This is a genomic window from Streptomyces sp. NPDC000941 (assembly GCF_053599555.1).
Map to the genome: position 1 here is coordinate 15,461 of NZ_JBSFMM010000041.1, position 16,094 is coordinate 31,554.

Below are 16,094 nucleotides of genomic sequence, written 5' to 3' on the forward strand. Positions count from 1 at the left end.
ATAGTGACCATGTAATGTATTCGGTGTGAGTTCAGCAGCTGAGAGCGCCACGGCAGGGTTCCTGGTCTGGCGCTTGTCGATGAAGTGGCGGGTGGCCGTCGACCGGGCGGTCGCGCCGCTGGGCCTGACCCATGCCCAGTACTCGTTGATGGCATCGCTCTACGGCATGTCGCGCTCCGGGCTGCGGCCCAGTCAGCGTCGGCTCGCCGACCACACAGGGCTCGAGCCGTTGTATGTTTCCAAGCTCGCCCGCGCCCTGGAGGCCGCCGGGCTCGTCGCCCGCACCCGGGACCCGAGCGATCCGCGCGCCATGCAGCTGTCGCTCACCGAGCAGGGGCGCGATGTCACACGCCGCGCGATCACGGTGGTCCAGGGTCTGCTGGACCAGTTGCTGGAGCCGCTCGGGGGGCAGGACAGCGCGCGCACACGGCAGTTCAACCGCGAGCTGGCGACCCTGCTCGACGTACCTCTTGACGTGCCTCTCGACGCATCTCTTGATCCGCACACCGAGAACGACAAGGAGCAGTCATGACCACCACCGCACCCACGGTCAATGGCCGGGCCATAGCCTTGGCGCACTATGCCGGGCGTGCCCTCGTGGAGGGTGTGCTGGCCCGCCACGGCGCCACGTTCCACCAGAGTGTGACGCTCGTGGCCGTCGTGCTCGCGGGCGAGTCCATCGGCCGGGACGAGCTTGTCGGCGATGTCACCGGCTCGCTGAAGACCGACGAGTCGGTCGTACGCGGCGTGATCGAGGAGCTGACGGTCGCGAAGCTGCTGGAGGAGGACCCGGCGGAGGTGTCCCGGGTGCGGCTCACGGACGCCGGACGCGAGCTGTACGAGAGCACCTCCGCCGAGACCGCCGAGATCTCCGCCCGGCTGTACGCCGGGATTCCGGCCGAGGACCTTGCCGTCGCGGGCCGCGTGTTGGCGCTGGTCACGGAGCGCGCGAACGCCGAGTTGGTCAGTGCCTGAGGTTCAGCAGACGCGGCCTAGTCGGGCTGGTGTTCCGGGCCGCCGTAGTCGGGGCTGGTGAAGTCCGGGCTGGTGAAGCGGGGGCGGGTCTTGGGGACGTCGCCTTCCGTGGAGAAGCCGGGGCGGCTGTAGCCGAGGTGGGGTGTGCGGCCGGTGGCCTGGGACCGGCTCGGGGCGTAGGCCGACGAGGGGCGTGTCGGGGAGGACGCGGGGGGCGGGGCCGGGGAGGTGTGGGCGCCGTCGGCGGCCGCCGGGTCGGCGAGCGCGTCGCGCAGGAAGGGCACCACGCCTCGCTCCAGCAGCGCCAGCCGCCAGGCCTCTCTGCTCCGGTCCACCTCTTCCCGCTGCGCGCTGCGCGCGCTGCCTCGGATCGCGCCGGTGCCGTTGCGCATCGCGGTGAGCAGAAGGCCGACGGCGGCGATCAGCAGGCCCGCGGCGGTGAGCGCGGCGAACAGCCAGCCCGCGGTGACCATCGGCTGGGCTATCGATGGTGTGGGGTTGAGCAGGTGCAGCAGATAGCCGGCGAGGAGAAAGATGACCGCCGCGGTGCCGGCCAGGACCGGGGCCAGGACGGAGAGCACGGCGACGAGTCCCGCGCCTGACGCCGCGTCCCCCACCGTGGCGGCGAACCCGCCCGTGGTCGTCGCCCCGTCCACGGTGGTCGCTCCGTCCGCGGTCGTTGTCGCGCCCGGTACCTCGCCCGCCGTGCCGTCCCGTTCCCTGTCCGTGGCGGTGAACTCGTCGCTCACGGTGTCGGGCCAGCCGGACGGCGCCGGTTGGCGCAGTTTCTCGCGGGCGGTCACATAGTGGTGGTATTCGTCGGCCGCGCATGCCGCTATGGCCGCCGCGGCGTTCATCGCCATGGTGCGCAGCTGCTCGGTGCTGAGCCGCTGCCCGACGCCGCTGAGGTCCGCGCGGCGGTCCGCGGTGCGCAGCGCCTCATCGAGAACCCGCTCGAACTCCGGGCGGTCCTCGATCAGCAGGTGCGGAGCGGTGTTCATGTGCATCCCCCGATGCTCCGTAGGGCCTTGGTGCCGGCTGTCACCGGGCAGTGGGGCGGAAACGGAGGAGAGCCTGCTACGGATAAGCCGATGGTAGAGCCGATCCGGCGCGGGGTGACAGTAGGTTTCCCGAAATTCGCTCCGCGTCGGTGAAACTGTCTATCTTCCCCGCGCGGCGTGGTATGAATCCTAGGAATCCTCAGACATTCAGCGGGAGTTGGACGACCAACAGCTTTCCGGCCATCGTGACGCCGCCGTCCATGGCGACCGCGAGGTTGTCCGCGTAGACGTGCGGGCCCTCGACGGTCGGCGCGCCGCCGTCCTCGTCGTCCTCGGAGCCGACCTCGCCGAGGAGATACGGAATCGGGCTGTGGCCGTGGACGATGCGCTGCCCGCCGTAGGTGTCGAGCAGTTCGCGGACGGCCAGGGGGCCGGCGTCCTCGTCGCGGAAGGCGAACCGCTTGGTGAACTTGCGGAACAGGTCCCAGCACTCGTCGGCGTCGCTGCGCTGCAGCGCCTCGGTCACGGCGTCGTTGACGGCCTCGATGGAGTCGCCGTATTCGAGGTAGGCGGTGGTGTCGGAGTGGACGAGCAGATGGCCGTCCTGCTCGGCCATCGCGTCGAGCCGGGACATCCACTGGAGGTGGTGGTCCTCGAGCCGTTCCATGTCGGTGCGCTGGCCGCCGTTGAGGAGCCAGGCGGCCTGGAAGGAGGCGGTGCCGGCGCCGGAGTTGACGGGGGTGTCGCCGAAGCGTTTGGCGCCGATGAGCAGCAGTTCGTGGTTGCCCATCAGGGCCTTGCAGTAGCCGCCGGCGGCCGCGGCCTCGGCGGAGAGCTGCATGACCAGGTCGATGACGCCGATGCCGTCGGGGCCGCGGTCGGTGAAGTCGCCGAGGAACCAGAGCCGGGCGTTGCCCGCGGACCAGCTGCCCTTGGCGTCGATCAGCCCTTGGGCGGCCAGCGCCTCGCGCAGCTCGTCGAGGTAGCCGTGCACATCGCCGACCACGTACAGCGGGCCGGGCCCGTCGTCCTCGGGCTCTTGGGAGCGCTCGGGGTCGGGGACCGGGGTGAGCTCGACGGTCGGGCGGTCCTGCGGGGGCACCAGCGGGGTGTCCGGGAGGGTGTGCCCGGGGCCCATGACCGGCAGGGAGCGCTCGGTGGGCGTGTACTCCGCGGGCGGCCGGGCGGGCGCGGCAGGGCGCTCGGGCACAGCGGGGCGCTCGGGCGCGGCGGGCGGCGCGGGGTGCGCCGCGGGCGCTGGGGGCGCCGGAGGCGGGGCGGGCTGGGCGGCCGGATCGCGGGGGACCCGGCCGTGCGGGACCGCGCCGTAGGGCGTCCCGCCGTACGGGTTCGGGGCAGGGGGGACCGCGCCGCCCGGGAGTGGGCCGGGCGCGGCGGACGTTCCGTACGCGGATACCGGCGGGACTGCCGCCGTGTTCCGTGCCGTGGCTCCCAGACCGGCCCCCTGAGTCATCGACCCCTCCACCATCGCGCCGCCGTGCCACCGTGTAGACCATGCCTGGTCGAGGGCGGTCCGCGGTGTCGTCCGCCCATCATAGGAATGACCGTACGGGCTTGTGACGCACCAGGGGGCCGTCAATCGGGGCGCAATCCCGGTTCGGCGGTCTTTTATCCCGGATTGGCCCGGTAGGGAAAGCGGATCGGGTTCGGGTGCGTCTCGCGTCATCCTCAAGTCTTCCTCAGGTCAACCTCCGGCACGGCTGCGCGGCGCGCTCACCGTGGTGCGTGGCGGACGCCGTTGCGAGGACGTCCGCACGATCAGTTCGGTGGGTATCACGCGCTCGACGGGGTGCTCGGCACCCGGTCCCTCGATGGCGTCGATCAGAAGCTGTACGACGGCGGTGCCGATCCGGCGGGGCTTGAGGGAGAGGGTGGTGACGGGCGGCTCGGTGGTGCGGTAGATCGCGGACTCGCTGCAGCACACCAGCAGCAGATCGTCGGGGACGCGGAGCCCGTGGCGGCGGGCGGCCGCCAGCAGATCGGTGCCGTTGGGGTCGAACAGGCCGTAGACGGCGTCGGGGCGGTCGGGGCGGGCCAGCAGGCGGTCGGCGGCGACGGCTCCGGCACAGGGGTCGTGGGCGGGGTACTCCTCGTACACCGGCTCCTGTCCGACCCGGTCGCACCAGTGCAGATACGCGGTGGTGGACAGCCGGGTGTAGGTATCGGTGGTGGTGCCGGTGAGCAGTCCGACGCGGCGGGCGCCGGAGTCGGCGAGGTGGTCGAGCAGGCCGAGCACGGCGGCCTCGTGGTCGTTGTCCACCCAGGCGGTGACGGGGAGGGTGCCGGCCGGGCGGCCGTCGCTGACCACGGGGATGCCCTGGCGCAGCAGCTCGGTGACGACGGGGTCGTGGTCGGAGGGGTCGATGACGACGGTGCCGTCGAGGGCGACGTTGGACCACACGTCGTGGCGGGAGGTGGCGGGCAGGATGACGAGGGCGTAGCCGCGGGCTAACGCGGCGGAGGTGGCGGCGCGCGCCATCTCCGCGAAGTACGCGAATTCGGTGAAGGTGAAAGGTTCATCCCCGTAGGTGGTCACGGTCAGGCCGATGAGGCCGGACTTGCCGGTACGGAGGGTGCGGGCCGCGGCGGAAGGGCGGTAGCCCAGCCGGTCGGCGACCTCGCGGACATGGCGGCGGGTGGCGTCCGGGAGCCGGCCCTTGCCGTTGAGCGCGTCGGAGACGGTCGTGATCGAGACCCCGGCTGCGGCGGCCACGTCCCGGATGCCCGCCCGTGTCAGCCGGCGGCCGGTCGACCGGCTCACCTGGTGCTTCCCTGCTGCTGTCATGGCGAGCCGATAGTAGGGCGAGGGTGGCCCCTTCGCGCGGGGGTACGCTCGGCTCTGCGAAGGCACGTTTCTGCATGAGCGCTTCGGCCAATTCCCTTGGAAATCAAGCCAGTTGACGGTTCGGGTGGGTCAGTAGTCGCCTCTGGCATATCCACGCCTGTCGATTGGTCGTTGTCTTGAAGAGGTCTCAACTCACCTGCATGGGTGATGCGCGCCAGGGCGCTCGCCACCGGCGCGCGGCAGAAGCGGAATCGCTCCCCCTCAGCTGTACGCGATCCCGCGCCGCGGTCGGCCGACCCCGTGTGCCCGCGGCCGGCCCCGTGTGCCCGGTCCTCGCACCCCGCGCGCCGGGATTGTCGCACCCCCGGACGCGGGGCTCTCACGGCCCGTGCCCCAGGGTCCGCCCACCGCGATACGCCCGGCTCAGGATGCCTCATACAGTGTGAGGTATCGACGTGCGCGGGCGCCGCGCACGGACGGGACGGTCGAGGAGGAGCCGCGGTGACTGAGAAGAGCCCCAAGCTGCGTGGAGCGCTGGACGGCATTCCGACGTACAAGCCCGGTAAGCCGGCCGCGGCGGACGGGCCGACGGCCTTCAAGCTGTCCTCGAACGAGAACCCCTATCCGCCGCTCGCGGGGGTGCTGGAGACCGCGACGGCCGCCGCCGCCTCCTTCAACCGCTATCCCGATATGGCCTGCACGGCCCTGATGGCCGAGCTCGCCGAGCGCTTCGATGTGCCGCCCGAGCACCTGGCCACCGGCACCGGCTCGGTCGGCGTGGCCCAGCAGCTGGTGCAGTCGACGGCCGGGCCGGGCGACGAGGTGATGTACGCCTGGCGGTCCTTCGAGGCGTATCCGATCATCTCGCAGATCTCCGGGGCGACGTCGGTGCGGGTGCCGCTGACCGATGGCGAGGTGCACGACCTGGACGCGATGGCGGACGCGGTCACCGAGCGCACCCGGCTGATTTTCGTCTGCAACCCCAACAACCCGACGGGCACGGTGGTGGGCCGGGACGGTCTTACGCGCTTCCTGGACCGGGTGCCGAGCGATGTGCTGGTGGTGCTGGACGAGGCGTATATCGAGTTCATCCGGGACGAGCGGGTGCCGAACGGCATCGAGCTGTACCGGGAGCGGCCCAATGTGTGCGTGCTGCGCACCTTCTCCAAGGCGTACGGCCTGGCGGGGCTGCGCGTCGGTTTCGCGATCGCGCATGAGCCGGTCGCGGCCGCGCTGCGCAAGACGGCGGTGCCCTTCGGGGTCAGCCAGCTGGCGCAGGACGCGGCGGTGGCCTCGCTGCGCAGCGAGGACGCGCTGCGCGAGCGGGTGGAGGCGCTGGTCGCGGAGCGGGCGCGGGTGAGCGAGGCGCTGGCCGGGCAGGGGTGGACGGTGCCCACATCGCAGGCGAACTTCGTCTGGCTGCGGCTGGGGGAGCGCACGGTGGACTTCGCGGCGGCGTGCGAGGCGGCGGGCGTGGTGGTGCGCCCGTTCCCGGGCGAGGGGGTTCGGGTGACGATAGGCGAGGACGAGGCGAACGACGTCTTCCTGCGCGCCGCCGAGGAGTTCCGCAAGGAGCTGTGACGCGCCACGGGGCCGCCGACGAATAGCTGACGAGCGGCCGGCGAGTAGCCGACGAGCACGCAACGCCCCGCAACCAGCAGAGATGCCGGTCGGATCCTACCGATACGTTCCGCTTACGCCCCTTCCACCCCCCCGGTGGGAAGGGGCGTATGTGTGTGCGTATCCTTGCTTGTGAATGTGAATACGTTCACAAGCTCCCTTGTGGGGCCGCAGGCGACCCCTGCGGTGGGCACGACCGGGCAACAGCGTAAGGAGAGATTCCCGTGGATCTGGCTCTGGCGCCGGAGACGCTGGCGCGATGGCAGTTCGGCATCACCACCGTCTACCACTACCTCTTCGTCCCGCTCACGATTTCTCTCGCGGCCATGACCGCCGGTCTGGAGACGGCCTGGGTCCGCACCGGCAAGGAGAAGTACTTCCACGCGACCAAGTTCTGGGGCAAGCTCTTCCTGATCAACATCGCGATGGGCGTGGTCACCGGCCTCGTCCAGGAGTTCCAGTTCGGCATGAACTGGTCGGACTACTCGCGCTTCGTCGGCGATGTCTTCGGCGCCCCGCTCGCCATGGAGGCGCTGCTCGCCTTCTTCTTCGAGTCCACGTTCATCGGACTGTGGATCTTCGGCTGGGACAAGCTGCCGAAGAAGATCCACTGTGCCTGCATCTGGATCGTCGCGCTGGGCACCGTCCTGTCCTCGTACTTCATCCTCGCCGCCAACTCGTGGATGCAGCACCCGACCGGCTACGCCATCGACAAGGCCACCGGCAAGGCGCGGCTCACCGACATCTGGGCGGTGCTGACCCAGAACACCACCCTGGTCGTGGTCTTCCACACCCTCACCGCCGCCTTCCTCACCGGCGCCGCCTTCATGGTGGGCATCTCCTCCTTCCACCTCTGGCGGGCCAAGCGCCGCCAGGACCGCGGCGAGGAGCTCGGCGAGAAGCAGCGGAAGCAGATCGGGGCGATGCGGTCGTCGCTGCGCGTCGGTCTGGTCGTCGCCGTGATCGCGGGTATGGGCACCGCGATCAGCGGCGACCAGCTCGGCAAGGTGATGTTCGAGCAGCAGCCGATGAAGATGGCCGCGGCGGAGGCACTGTGGGACACCCAGGCGCCCGCGCCCTTCTCGGTCTTCGCCGTCGGCGATGTGAGCAAGGGGCACAACAGCGTCGAGCTTGAGGTTCCCGGGATGCTGTCGTTCCTCGCGCACAGCAACTTCACCGACTCCGTCCCCGGTATCAACGATGTGGCCGCACGGGAGGCCGCCGCCTACGGCGGGCAGCCCGAGGACTACATCCCCAGCATCTTCATGACCTACTGGGGCTTCCGGCTGATGATCGGCTTCGGGATGACTTCGTTCGTCGCCGCGCTGATCGGGCTGTGGACGACCCGGCGCAAGAAGTGGCTGTCGCCCGCCTTCCGTACTGGGGAGGACGAGGTGCCGCGGCTCATGCTGACCAAGGGGCGTGAGATGAGCCCGCTGCTGACCAAGTGGTCCTGGCGGATCGGCATCCTGACCATGGGCTTCCCGCTGATCGCCAACTCCTTCGGCTGGATCTTCACCGAGATGGGGCGTCAGCCGTGGGTGGTGTACGGGCTGATGAAGACCGCCGACGCGGTCTCCCCCGGCGTCAGCCGGACCGAAGTCCTCATCTCCCTGGGCGTCTTCACACTGCTGTACGGCGTACTCGCGGTCGTGGAGGTGCGGCTGCTGACCAAGTACGCCAAGGCCGGGCCGGACACCGATGAGAAGCCGCCGGCCAAGGACCCCCGGCTGCGGCTGCCCTCCGGCGGACCGGGCGCCGGGGCGGCGGGGGAGCACGATGCCGCCGACGACGACGCCGACAAGCCGCTGACCTTCGCGTACTGAACGTACTGAACCGGAGAGAGCCATGTCACTGCATCTTCACGACGTCTGGTTCGTACTGATCGCCGTCCTGTGGACCGGCTACTTCTTCCTCGAGGGCTTCGACTTCGGCATCGGCGTGCTGACCAAGCCGCTGGCCCGGAACCGTACGGAACGCCGGGTGCTCATCAACACCATCGGCCCGGTCTGGGACGGCAACGAGGTCTGGCTGATCACGGCGGCCGGCGCGACCTTCGCGGCCTTCCCTGACTGGTACGCCACGCTCTTCAGCGGCTTCTATCTGCCGCTGCTGGTCATCCTGGTCTGTCTGATCCTGCGCGGCGTCGCCTTCGAGTACCGGCACAAGCGCCCCGAGGAGCGCTGGCAGCGCAACTGGGAGAACGTGATCTTCTGGTGCTCGCTGCTGCCCGCGTTCCTCTGGGGCGCGATCTTCGCCAACATGGTGCGCGGCGTGCCGATCGGACCGGACAAGAACTACGCCGGCGACCTCCTCGATCTGGTCAATCCGTACGCCCTGCTCGGCGGGGCGCTCACCCTGGTGCTGTTCACCTTCCACGGCGCCGTGTTCGCCTCGCTCAAGACGGTGGGGGACATCCGGACCCGGGCGCGGCGGTTCGCGGCGGGGCTCGGCCCGGTCGCCGCCGTGCTCGCCGTGGCCTTCCTCGGCTGGACGCAGCACGACGGCGGCAACGGACGTTCGCTGGCCGCGCTGCTGGTCTCGGCGGTCGCGCTGCTCGCGGCGCTGGTGATGAACCGGCGCGGCCGGGAGGGCTGGGCGTTCGCCCTGTCCGGGGTGGCCATCGCCGCGGCGGTCGCGATGCTCTTCCTCGCGCTCTTCCCGGACGTCATGCCGTCCTCGATGGACCCGAAGTGGAGCCTGACCGTGGCGGACTCGGCCTCCAGCCCGTACACGCTGAAGATCATGACCTGGATCGCGGGCGTGATGACCCCGCTGATCATGGCCTACCAGGCATGGACGTACTGGGTCTTCCGTAAGCGGATCGGCACCCAGCACATTCCCGAGCCGACCGGTCACTGACCCCGCGGGTGGTGTGTTTCACGTGAAACCAATCGACCCCCGGCTGCTGCGCCAGGCCCGGGCGACCCGTCTGTTCCTTGCCGCGTCCGTGGCGTTGGGGCTGGTGTCGGCGGGGTTTGTGGTGGCACAGGCCATGCTGATCGCCGAGGTGGTGGTCGCCGCTTTCGTCCACGGGGCGGCGCCCGGGGAGCTCGGGCGCCCGCTGGCGCTGCTGGCGGCCGTCGCCGTCGGCCGCGCCGCGGTCGCCTGGCTGACCGAACTGGCCGCCCATCGGGCCGGGGCCGCGGTCAAGTCCGAGCTACGGCTGCGGCTGCTCGCCCATGCGGTGCGGCTGGGGCCTGAGCGGATGGCCTCGCCGGGCGGTACGGCCTCGCCGGGCGGTACGGGCGCATCGCCCGGCGAGGGCGGTACGGGCGCATCGCCCGGCGCGGGCGGTACGGGCGAGCTGACCACCCTCGCCACCCGGGGCATCGACGCTCTGGACGACTACTTCGCCCGCTATCTGCCGCAGTTGGGCCTGGCCATGGTGGTGCCGGTGGCGGTGCTCGCCCGTATCGTCACCGCCGACTGGGTCTCGGCCCTGATCATCGCCGCCACGCTGCCGCTGATCCCGCTCTTCATGATCCTCATCGGCTGGGCCACCCAGTCCCGGATGGACCGTCAGTGGCGGCTGCTGTCCCGGCTGTCCGGACACTTCCTGGACGTCGTCGCCGGCCTGCCCACCCTCAAGGTCTTCGGCCGCGCCAAGGCCCAGGCCGCGTCGATCCGCGCCATCACCGCCGACTACCGGCGGGCCACGCTGCGCACCCTGCGGCTGGCCTTCCTGTCCTCCTTCGCGCTCGAACTGCTCTCCACCGTGTCGGTCGCCCTCGTCGCGGTCGGCATCGGTATGCGGCTGGTCCACGGCGAGCTGGACCTCTATACGGGTCTTGTGGTGCTCGTCCTCGCCCCCGAGGCGTATCTGCCGCTGCGGCAGGTGGGCGCGCAGTACCACGCGGCGGCGGAAGGGCTGACCGCCGCGGACGAGGTCTTCGCGGTCCTCGAACGGGAGCCCGGGGCCACCGGCGCCGAGCCCGCCCCGGACGCCCGGGGAGCGGCGCTGACCGTGGAGGGTCTTGTGGTCCGCCACCCGGACCGCGCCGAACCATCCCTGGCCGAGACCTCGTTCGAGATCGCGCCGGGCGAGACGGTGGCCGTCGTCGGCCCCAGCGGGGCGGGCAAGACCACGCTGCTGAACGCCCTGCTGGGATTCGCCGCGCCGGCCGAGGGCCGGGTACTGGTCGCGGGCCGGGACCTGGCGTCGCTCGACCTCGACAGCTGGCGCGGCCAGGTCGCCTGGGTGCCCCAGCGCCCGTATCTGTTCGCCGGGACGGTCGCCGAGAACGTACGGCTGGCGCGGCCGGAAGCCGATGACACCGCCGTACGGGCCGCGCTGCGGGACGCGGGCGCGCTCGGCTTCGTCGACGCGCTGCCGCACGGGGCCGACACCCGCCTCGGCGAGATGGGCGCGGGCCTGTCCGCGGGGCAGCGGCAGCGGATCGCGCTGGCGCGCGCGTTCCTGGCCGACCGGCCGGTGCTGCTGCTCGACGAGCCGACCGCGGGCCTGGACGGGGAGACGGAGGCGGCGGTCGTCGAGGCGGTACGGCGGCTGGCCGAGGGCCGTACGGTCCTCCTGGTCGTCCACCGCCCGGCGCTGCTGCCCCTCGCCGACCGTGTGGTGCGGCTGCCAGGACCCACCGCCGTGGCACCGGTCGCGGCGGCCCCGGTCGCGGCGGCCCCGAGCACCGTCCCGGCGGACGGTGCGCACCAGGGCACCGACCGTGAAGCCCCCGACGCCCCGTCGGCGTACGAGGAGCACCACGTACCGGAGCGCCGCTCGCCGCTGGCGTGGGTACGGGAGTCGGGGCGGGCCTGGCGGGGGCGGTTCGGGCTCGCGCTGCTGCTCGGCACCCTCGCGCTGGGCAGCGCCGTCGGGCTGATGGCCGTCTCCGGATGGCTGATCTCCCGCGCGTCACAGCAGCCCCCCGTGCTCTATCTGATGGTGGCGGTCACCGCGACCCGCGCGTTCGGGATCGGCCGGGCCGTCTTCCGCTACGCCGAGCGCCTGGTCTCGCACGACGCCGTGCTGCGGGTGCTGGCCGAGCTGCGGGTCGCGGTGTACCGCAGGCTGGAGCGGCTGGCGCCGGTCGGGCTGAAGGACACCCGGCGCGGCGATCTGCTCTCCCGGCTGGTCGCCGACGTGGACGCCCTTCAGGACTACTTCCTGCGCTGGCTGCTGCCCGTCGGCGCCGCGCTGGCCGTGGGCGTGGCCTCCGTCGGCTTCACCGGCCGGCTGCTGCCGGAGGCGGGCGCCGTGCTGGCGGCCGGACTTCTGCTGGCGGGGGTCGTGGCGCCCCTTGTCTCCGGGGTGGTGGCCCGCCATGCGGAGCGCCGGCTGGCCCCGGCGCGCGGCGCGCTGTCCGCCCAGGTCGTCGATCTGCTCACCGGCACCGCCGAGTTGACCGTCGCCGGTGCGCTGCCGCGCCGGCTGGACGAGGTGGGCCGCGCCGACGGCAACCTCACCCGGATCGCCCGGCGGGGCGCGGCCGCCACCGGCGTGGGCGCCGGGCTGTCCGCGCTGGCCTGTGGGCTGACCGTGGCCGCCGCGGCGCTCGTCGGTGTGCGGGCGGTGGCCGACGGCCGGCTCGACGGGGTGTGGCTGGCCGTCGTGGTGCTCATGCCGCTCGCCGCGTTCGAGGCGGTCGCGGGGCTGCCGCTGGCCGTGCAGCACCGCCAGCGGGTGCGGCGGGCCGCGCGGCGGGTGTACGACGTGGTGGACGTGGTGGACGTGGCGGACGGGGCGCCGGACCAGGGCCCGGCCGGCCCGGCCCCGGCGGCCACGGAGACCCCGCAGGGGGCGTATCCGCTGGTGCTGAGCGGGATCTCGGCCCGGTATCCGGGGCGGTCCGAAGCCGCCCTGAACGGGTTCGACCTGGAGCTGCGCCCGGGCCGCCGGATCGCCGTCGTCGGCCCGTCCGGCTCGGGCAAGACCACCCTCGCCCATGTGCTGCTCCGCTTCCTGGACCCGCGGACGGGCACGTACACCCTCGCGGGCCGCGACACCGTGGCCATGGACCCTGACGCGGTACGGCGGTTGGTGGGGCTGTGCGCCCAGGACGCGCATATCTTCGACAGCTCGCTGCGCGAGAACCTTCGCCTGGCCCGCACCGACGCGAGCGACGGCGAACTGCGCGAGGCGCTGGCCGCGGCCCGGCTGCTGGAGTGGGTGGACGGGCTGCCCGACGGGCTGGACACGCTGGTCGGCGAGTCGGGCGCGCGGCTGTCCGGCGGGCAGCGCCAGCGGCTCGCCCTGGCCCGCGCGCTGCTCGCGGACTTCCCGGTGCTGGTGCTCGACGAGCCCGCCGAGCACCTGGATCTGCCGACGGCCGACGCGCTGACCGCCGATCTGCTGTCCGCCACACGGGGGCGTACGACCGTGCTGATCACCCATCGGCTGGCTGGTCTGGAGGCGGTCGACGAGGTCGTCGTGCTGGACAGGGGCCGGGCCGTGCAGCGCGGTCCGTACGCTCAACTCGCCACGGAGAAAGGCCCGTTCCGGCGAATGCTGGAGCGCGAGGCCGGGGAGGCCCACGCCCTGGCGGCGGCCGCTCCCCCGGTCAGGGCCGCGGCGGGCGCCAGGTGACTTTTTCCGGCGGACGGTTTACACGGCGGCATCAAGGGATCGGATGAGGCCCTGTCCGACCGGGAGTTAGCCCGGTCAGGGCAACTCCTCACCTGGGCGGGCCAACTATCGCTGCGTCAGCATGCGGACTCCCTTAACGGGCAGTGGGATGAGCTTCGCGGGCCGTTTGGTCAGCTTGTCCTCTTATCGTCCATCGCACTCCGCGACAGTTGTTGGCCCGACGCGGGGAAGGAAATCATCACGTGAACAGCAAGAGCGCAACCTCCAAACGATCCCGGGCGCGCTACCGGGCCGTCTTGGCCGCCGCAGTGAGCGCGGTGGCCCTGAGCAGCCAGTTGCTGACCGCGGCCCCCGCCGCCATCGCGGACGAGAGCCCCCTGGACGGTCGCCCCAATCCGCCCAGACCGCCGCAGTACCCCACCGTCCTGCACGGGGTGCGGGAGTTCACCGCGAGTGGGTCCTTCACGCCTCCCCCGGGCGTGACCTCGGTGCACGTCCAGGCATGGGGCGGCGGCGGTGGTGGCGGTGGCGGCGGTGGCGGCGCCACCCCGACCGGTACCGGTGTCGGCGGCAACGGCGGTGGCGGCGGCGCCGGTGGCTTCACCTGGTGCGTCATCCCGGTCCAGGCCCTGCAGAGCTACACGGTGAACCTGGGCGGCGCAGGTACCGTCGGTACCGCCGGGCCCATCGGTGTCAACGGTGGTAACGGTGGCACCGGTGGCACCACAAGCGTGATCGCTCCCAGCACCACCACCCTCCTCAGCGCCACCGGTGGCGTCGGTGGCCTCCACGGCAGCGCCGGGGTGGGCGCCACCAACGGCGCCGACGGTGCGGGCGGCGCCGGCGGCACGGGCTCGTGCATCACGGGCGGTGTGAACCGGACCGGTGACAGCGGGCAGACCGGAGACGGGGGCGGCGAAGAGGTCGACGGCATCGTCGATCCGCCCGGGATCAGGGGCGAAGGCGGCGACGGCGGCTTTGGCGGTCCGGCCAACACGGCCGGCACGGCGGGCGGCGTCGGTGGCGCCGGATACGTCGTCTTCTTCTGGTAAGCCGATTCGGTCGTAACGATTCCGGGCTTGCGGAACCGTCCTCCGGCCACCCGGCCGGGGGGCGGCCCGTCCCGGACCCGCCCCGGGCGCCTCAGCCTTCCTGGATCTCTTCCCGGATCTCCTCCAGGATCCGCTCGATGACGGCCGCGACGCCGTCGTCCTCGTTGCTCGCGGTGTGGCTGGTGGTCGACGCCAGCACCTGCGGGTGGGCGTTGGCCATCGCGTACGAGGTGCCAGCCCAAGCCAGCATGTCCAGGTCGTTGGGCATATCGCCGAACGCCACGACCTCCTCGGGGGCGATGCCCCGGCGCGCGCAGCACCGGGCCAGGGTGCTGGCCTTGCTCACCCCGAGCCCGCTGATCTCCAGCAGGGCGGTCGGGCTGGAGCGGGTGAAGTCGCCGTGTGCCCCCGCCACCGCGCGGCCCAGCTCCAAGAAGGCGTCGGGCGCCATGGCGGGGTGGTGGGCGAGCAGTTTGAGGACCGGCGTACCGCCGCATTCGCCGTCCTCGTCCAGCAGCTTCTCGGCGGCGGCGATGATCGCGCTCGGGTCGCGGTGGAAGGGCGGGTAGTCCGGTTCGTACGCGATGCCCTCGGTGCGCTCGACCGCGAAGGAGGTGCCGGGAGCCGCGCCGCGCAGCGCCTCCACGATGGCCAGCGCCCGGTCCACGGGCAGCGGGCGCGCGTCGAGCAGCCGGCCGCCGTCGTGCAGATCGACCACGGCCGCGCCGTTGGCGCAGATGGCCAGGCCATGGCCGTGCACATGTTCGCTGACCACGCCCATCCAGCGGGCCGGCCGGCCGGTGACGAAGAACACCTCGATACCCGCACGCTCCGCCGCGGCGAGGGCGGCGACGGTGCGGTCCGAGACCGTTTTGTCATTCCGCAACAGGGTGCCGTCGAGGTCGGTGGCGATCAGCCGGGGGCGGGGTGTGGTGGAGTGGGATCTGCCTGCGGCCGGGGTCTCGGACTGCTCGGTTGCTGGAGTCACGGCAACCATCCTCCCGCATATGCCGCGCACGAGTGCCTTCAGGCTGGCCCAGGTCCTGTCCGGGGATTGTCCGGGGATCACCCGGAGAGGACCTAGGCTCGATGGCATGCGACTGAGCACCGTGATCCTTCCCGTACGCCGCTGGTCCGAGGGCGGCCGCCAGGTGTGGCAGCGCGCCGAGGAGCTGGGTTTCCACGCCGCGTACACCTATGACCACCTGTCGTGGCGCAGCTTCCGTGACGGACCCTGGTTCGGCGCGATCCCGACCCTCACGGCGGCGGCCGCGGCGACGTCCCGGCTGCGGCTTGGCACCCTGGTCACCTCCCCGAACTTCCGCCACCCCGTCACGCTGGCCAAGGAGCTGATCTCCCTGGACGACATCTCCGGCGGCCGGATCACTCTGGGCATCGGGGCGGGCGGCTCCGGTTTCGACGCGACGGCGCTGCTGTCCGGCGGCGAGGAGGCGTGGACGCCGCGGGAGCGGGCCGACCGTTTCGGTGAGTTCGTATCGCTGCTCGACCGGCTGCTGACCGAGGACGCGGTGACCCATGAGGGCCGGCATTACAGCGCCCGTGAGGTGCGCAACATCCCCGGCTGCGTCCAGCGGCCCCGGCTGCCCTTCGCCGTCGCCGCCACCGGCCCGCGCGGGCTGCGGCTCGCGGCGCGGCACGGGCAGGCGTGGGTGACCACGGGCGACCCGAAGATCTACGAGACGGGGACACCGGCCGAGTCGGTGGCCGCCATCGGGCGCCAGATCGACCGGCTGGGCGAGGCGTGCGCCGAGGCCGGGCGGGACGTGGTGGAGCTGGACAAGGTCCTGCTCACCGGCTTCACCCCCGACCCGAAGCGGCCGCTCTCCTCCGTCGACGCGTTCGTCGACTTCGCCGGGGAACACGCGCGGCTGGGCATCGACGAGATCGTGCTGCACTGGCCGATCCCCGATTCGGTCTTCGCGGCGGATCTCGCGGTCTTCGAGAAGATCGCCACGGACGGTCTGGCGCAGCTGGGCAGGTAGCCGGGGGCGCCGCAACCCTGATCCCGCAACTCTAAATAGGGCAAATAGCTCAAAAGCCTTCACTCCTATGTGACCGGTTTTGCCGGTGCAAGG

General features: G+C 71.9%; 12 protein-coding genes. 8 read left to right on the forward strand and 4 right to left on the reverse strand.

Translation table 11 applies throughout. The annotated features are described in order from the left end of the window. Nucleotides 1–25: 25 nt before the first annotated feature. Both ACWDSL_RS15845 and ACWDSL_RS15850 read left to right on the forward strand, forming a co-directional pair. Entirely contained in the window at nucleotides 26–532 is a 507-nt protein-coding gene (locus ACWDSL_RS15845) for a MarR family winged helix-turn-helix transcriptional regulator (protein ID WP_450485645.1), read from the forward strand. After that, complete coding sequence (locus ACWDSL_RS15850) at nucleotides 529–975, forward strand: MarR family transcriptional regulator (protein ID WP_450485647.1); 447 nt, start codon at nucleotides 529–531, stop codon at nucleotides 973–975. The genes ACWDSL_RS15845 and ACWDSL_RS15850 overlap by 4 nt, the downstream gene beginning before the upstream one ends. A 17-nt stretch (nucleotides 976–992) precedes the next feature. Here ACWDSL_RS15850 and ACWDSL_RS15855 read toward each other — a convergent pair whose 3' ends face one another. The 3 genes from ACWDSL_RS15855 to ACWDSL_RS15865 all read right to left on the reverse strand — a co-directional run bounded on the left by ACWDSL_RS15855 (nucleotide 993) and on the right by ACWDSL_RS15865 (nucleotide 4,782). After that, entirely contained in the window at nucleotides 993–1,982 is a 990-nt protein-coding gene (locus tag ACWDSL_RS15855; protein WP_450485648.1) for a hypothetical protein, read from the reverse strand. A 193-nt stretch (nucleotides 1,983–2,175) separates the two neighbouring features. Continuing rightward, on the reverse strand, nucleotides 2,176–3,450 hold the full coding sequence (locus ACWDSL_RS15860; RefSeq protein ID WP_450485650.1) for a metallophosphoesterase: 1,275 nt from the start codon (nucleotides 3,448–3,450) through the stop codon (nucleotides 2,176–2,178). Between the two features lie 231 nt (nucleotides 3,451–3,681). Beyond that, nucleotides 3,682–4,782, reverse strand: a complete 1,101-nt coding sequence (locus ACWDSL_RS15865; protein WP_450485652.1) for a LacI family DNA-binding transcriptional regulator — start codon at nucleotides 4,780–4,782, stop codon at nucleotides 3,682–3,684. Nucleotides 4,783–5,283: 501 nt separating this feature from the next. On the opposite strand from ACWDSL_RS15865, the gene hisC reads away from it, so the two are divergent. The 5 genes from hisC to ACWDSL_RS15890 all read left to right on the forward strand — a co-directional run bounded on the left by hisC (nucleotide 5,284) and on the right by ACWDSL_RS15890 (nucleotide 13,998). Further along, nucleotides 5,284–6,363 (forward strand): histidinol-phosphate transaminase, encoded by a 1,080-nt coding sequence (gene hisC, locus ACWDSL_RS15870; protein ID WP_450485654.1) that lies wholly within the window; start codon nucleotides 5,284–5,286, stop codon nucleotides 6,361–6,363. Nucleotides 6,364–6,626: 263 nt separating this feature from the next. Then, nucleotides 6,627–8,228 (forward strand): cytochrome ubiquinol oxidase subunit I, encoded by a 1,602-nt coding sequence (locus tag ACWDSL_RS15875; protein WP_450485656.1) that lies wholly within the window; start codon nucleotides 6,627–6,629, stop codon nucleotides 8,226–8,228. Nucleotides 8,229–8,256: 28 nt separating this feature from the next. Further along, nucleotides 8,257–9,264: a cytochrome d ubiquinol oxidase subunit II gene (gene cydB / locus ACWDSL_RS15880; RefSeq protein WP_450485710.1), complete on the forward strand. Its 1,008-nt coding sequence runs from the start codon at nucleotides 8,257–8,259 to the stop codon at nucleotides 9,262–9,264. Nucleotides 9,265–9,286: 22 nt separating this feature from the next. After that, the gene (gene cydD / locus ACWDSL_RS15885; RefSeq protein WP_450485658.1) at nucleotides 9,287–12,946 is read left to right on the forward strand and encodes a thiol reductant ABC exporter subunit CydD; all 3,660 of its coding nucleotides are present in this window, start codon (nucleotides 9,287–9,289) and stop codon (nucleotides 12,944–12,946) included. A gap of 242 nt (nucleotides 12,947–13,188) precedes the next feature. Continuing rightward, nucleotides 13,189–13,998: a hypothetical protein gene (locus ACWDSL_RS15890; RefSeq protein WP_450485660.1), complete on the forward strand. Its 810-nt coding sequence runs from the start codon at nucleotides 13,189–13,191 to the stop codon at nucleotides 13,996–13,998. A gap of 91 nt (nucleotides 13,999–14,089) precedes the next feature. Here the strand turns inward: ACWDSL_RS15890 and ACWDSL_RS15895 are convergent, their stop codons facing one another. Further along, nucleotides 14,090–14,995, reverse strand: a complete 906-nt coding sequence (locus ACWDSL_RS15895; protein ID WP_450485662.1) for a Cof-type HAD-IIB family hydrolase — start codon at nucleotides 14,993–14,995, stop codon at nucleotides 14,090–14,092. A 97-nt stretch (nucleotides 14,996–15,092) separates the two neighbouring features. On the opposite strand from ACWDSL_RS15895, the gene ACWDSL_RS15900 reads away from it, so the two are divergent. Beyond that, nucleotides 15,093–16,001, forward strand: a complete 909-nt coding sequence (locus ACWDSL_RS15900) for an LLM class flavin-dependent oxidoreductase (RefSeq protein ID WP_450485664.1) — start codon at nucleotides 15,093–15,095, stop codon at nucleotides 15,999–16,001. Nucleotides 16,002–16,094 lie beyond the last annotated feature (93 nt).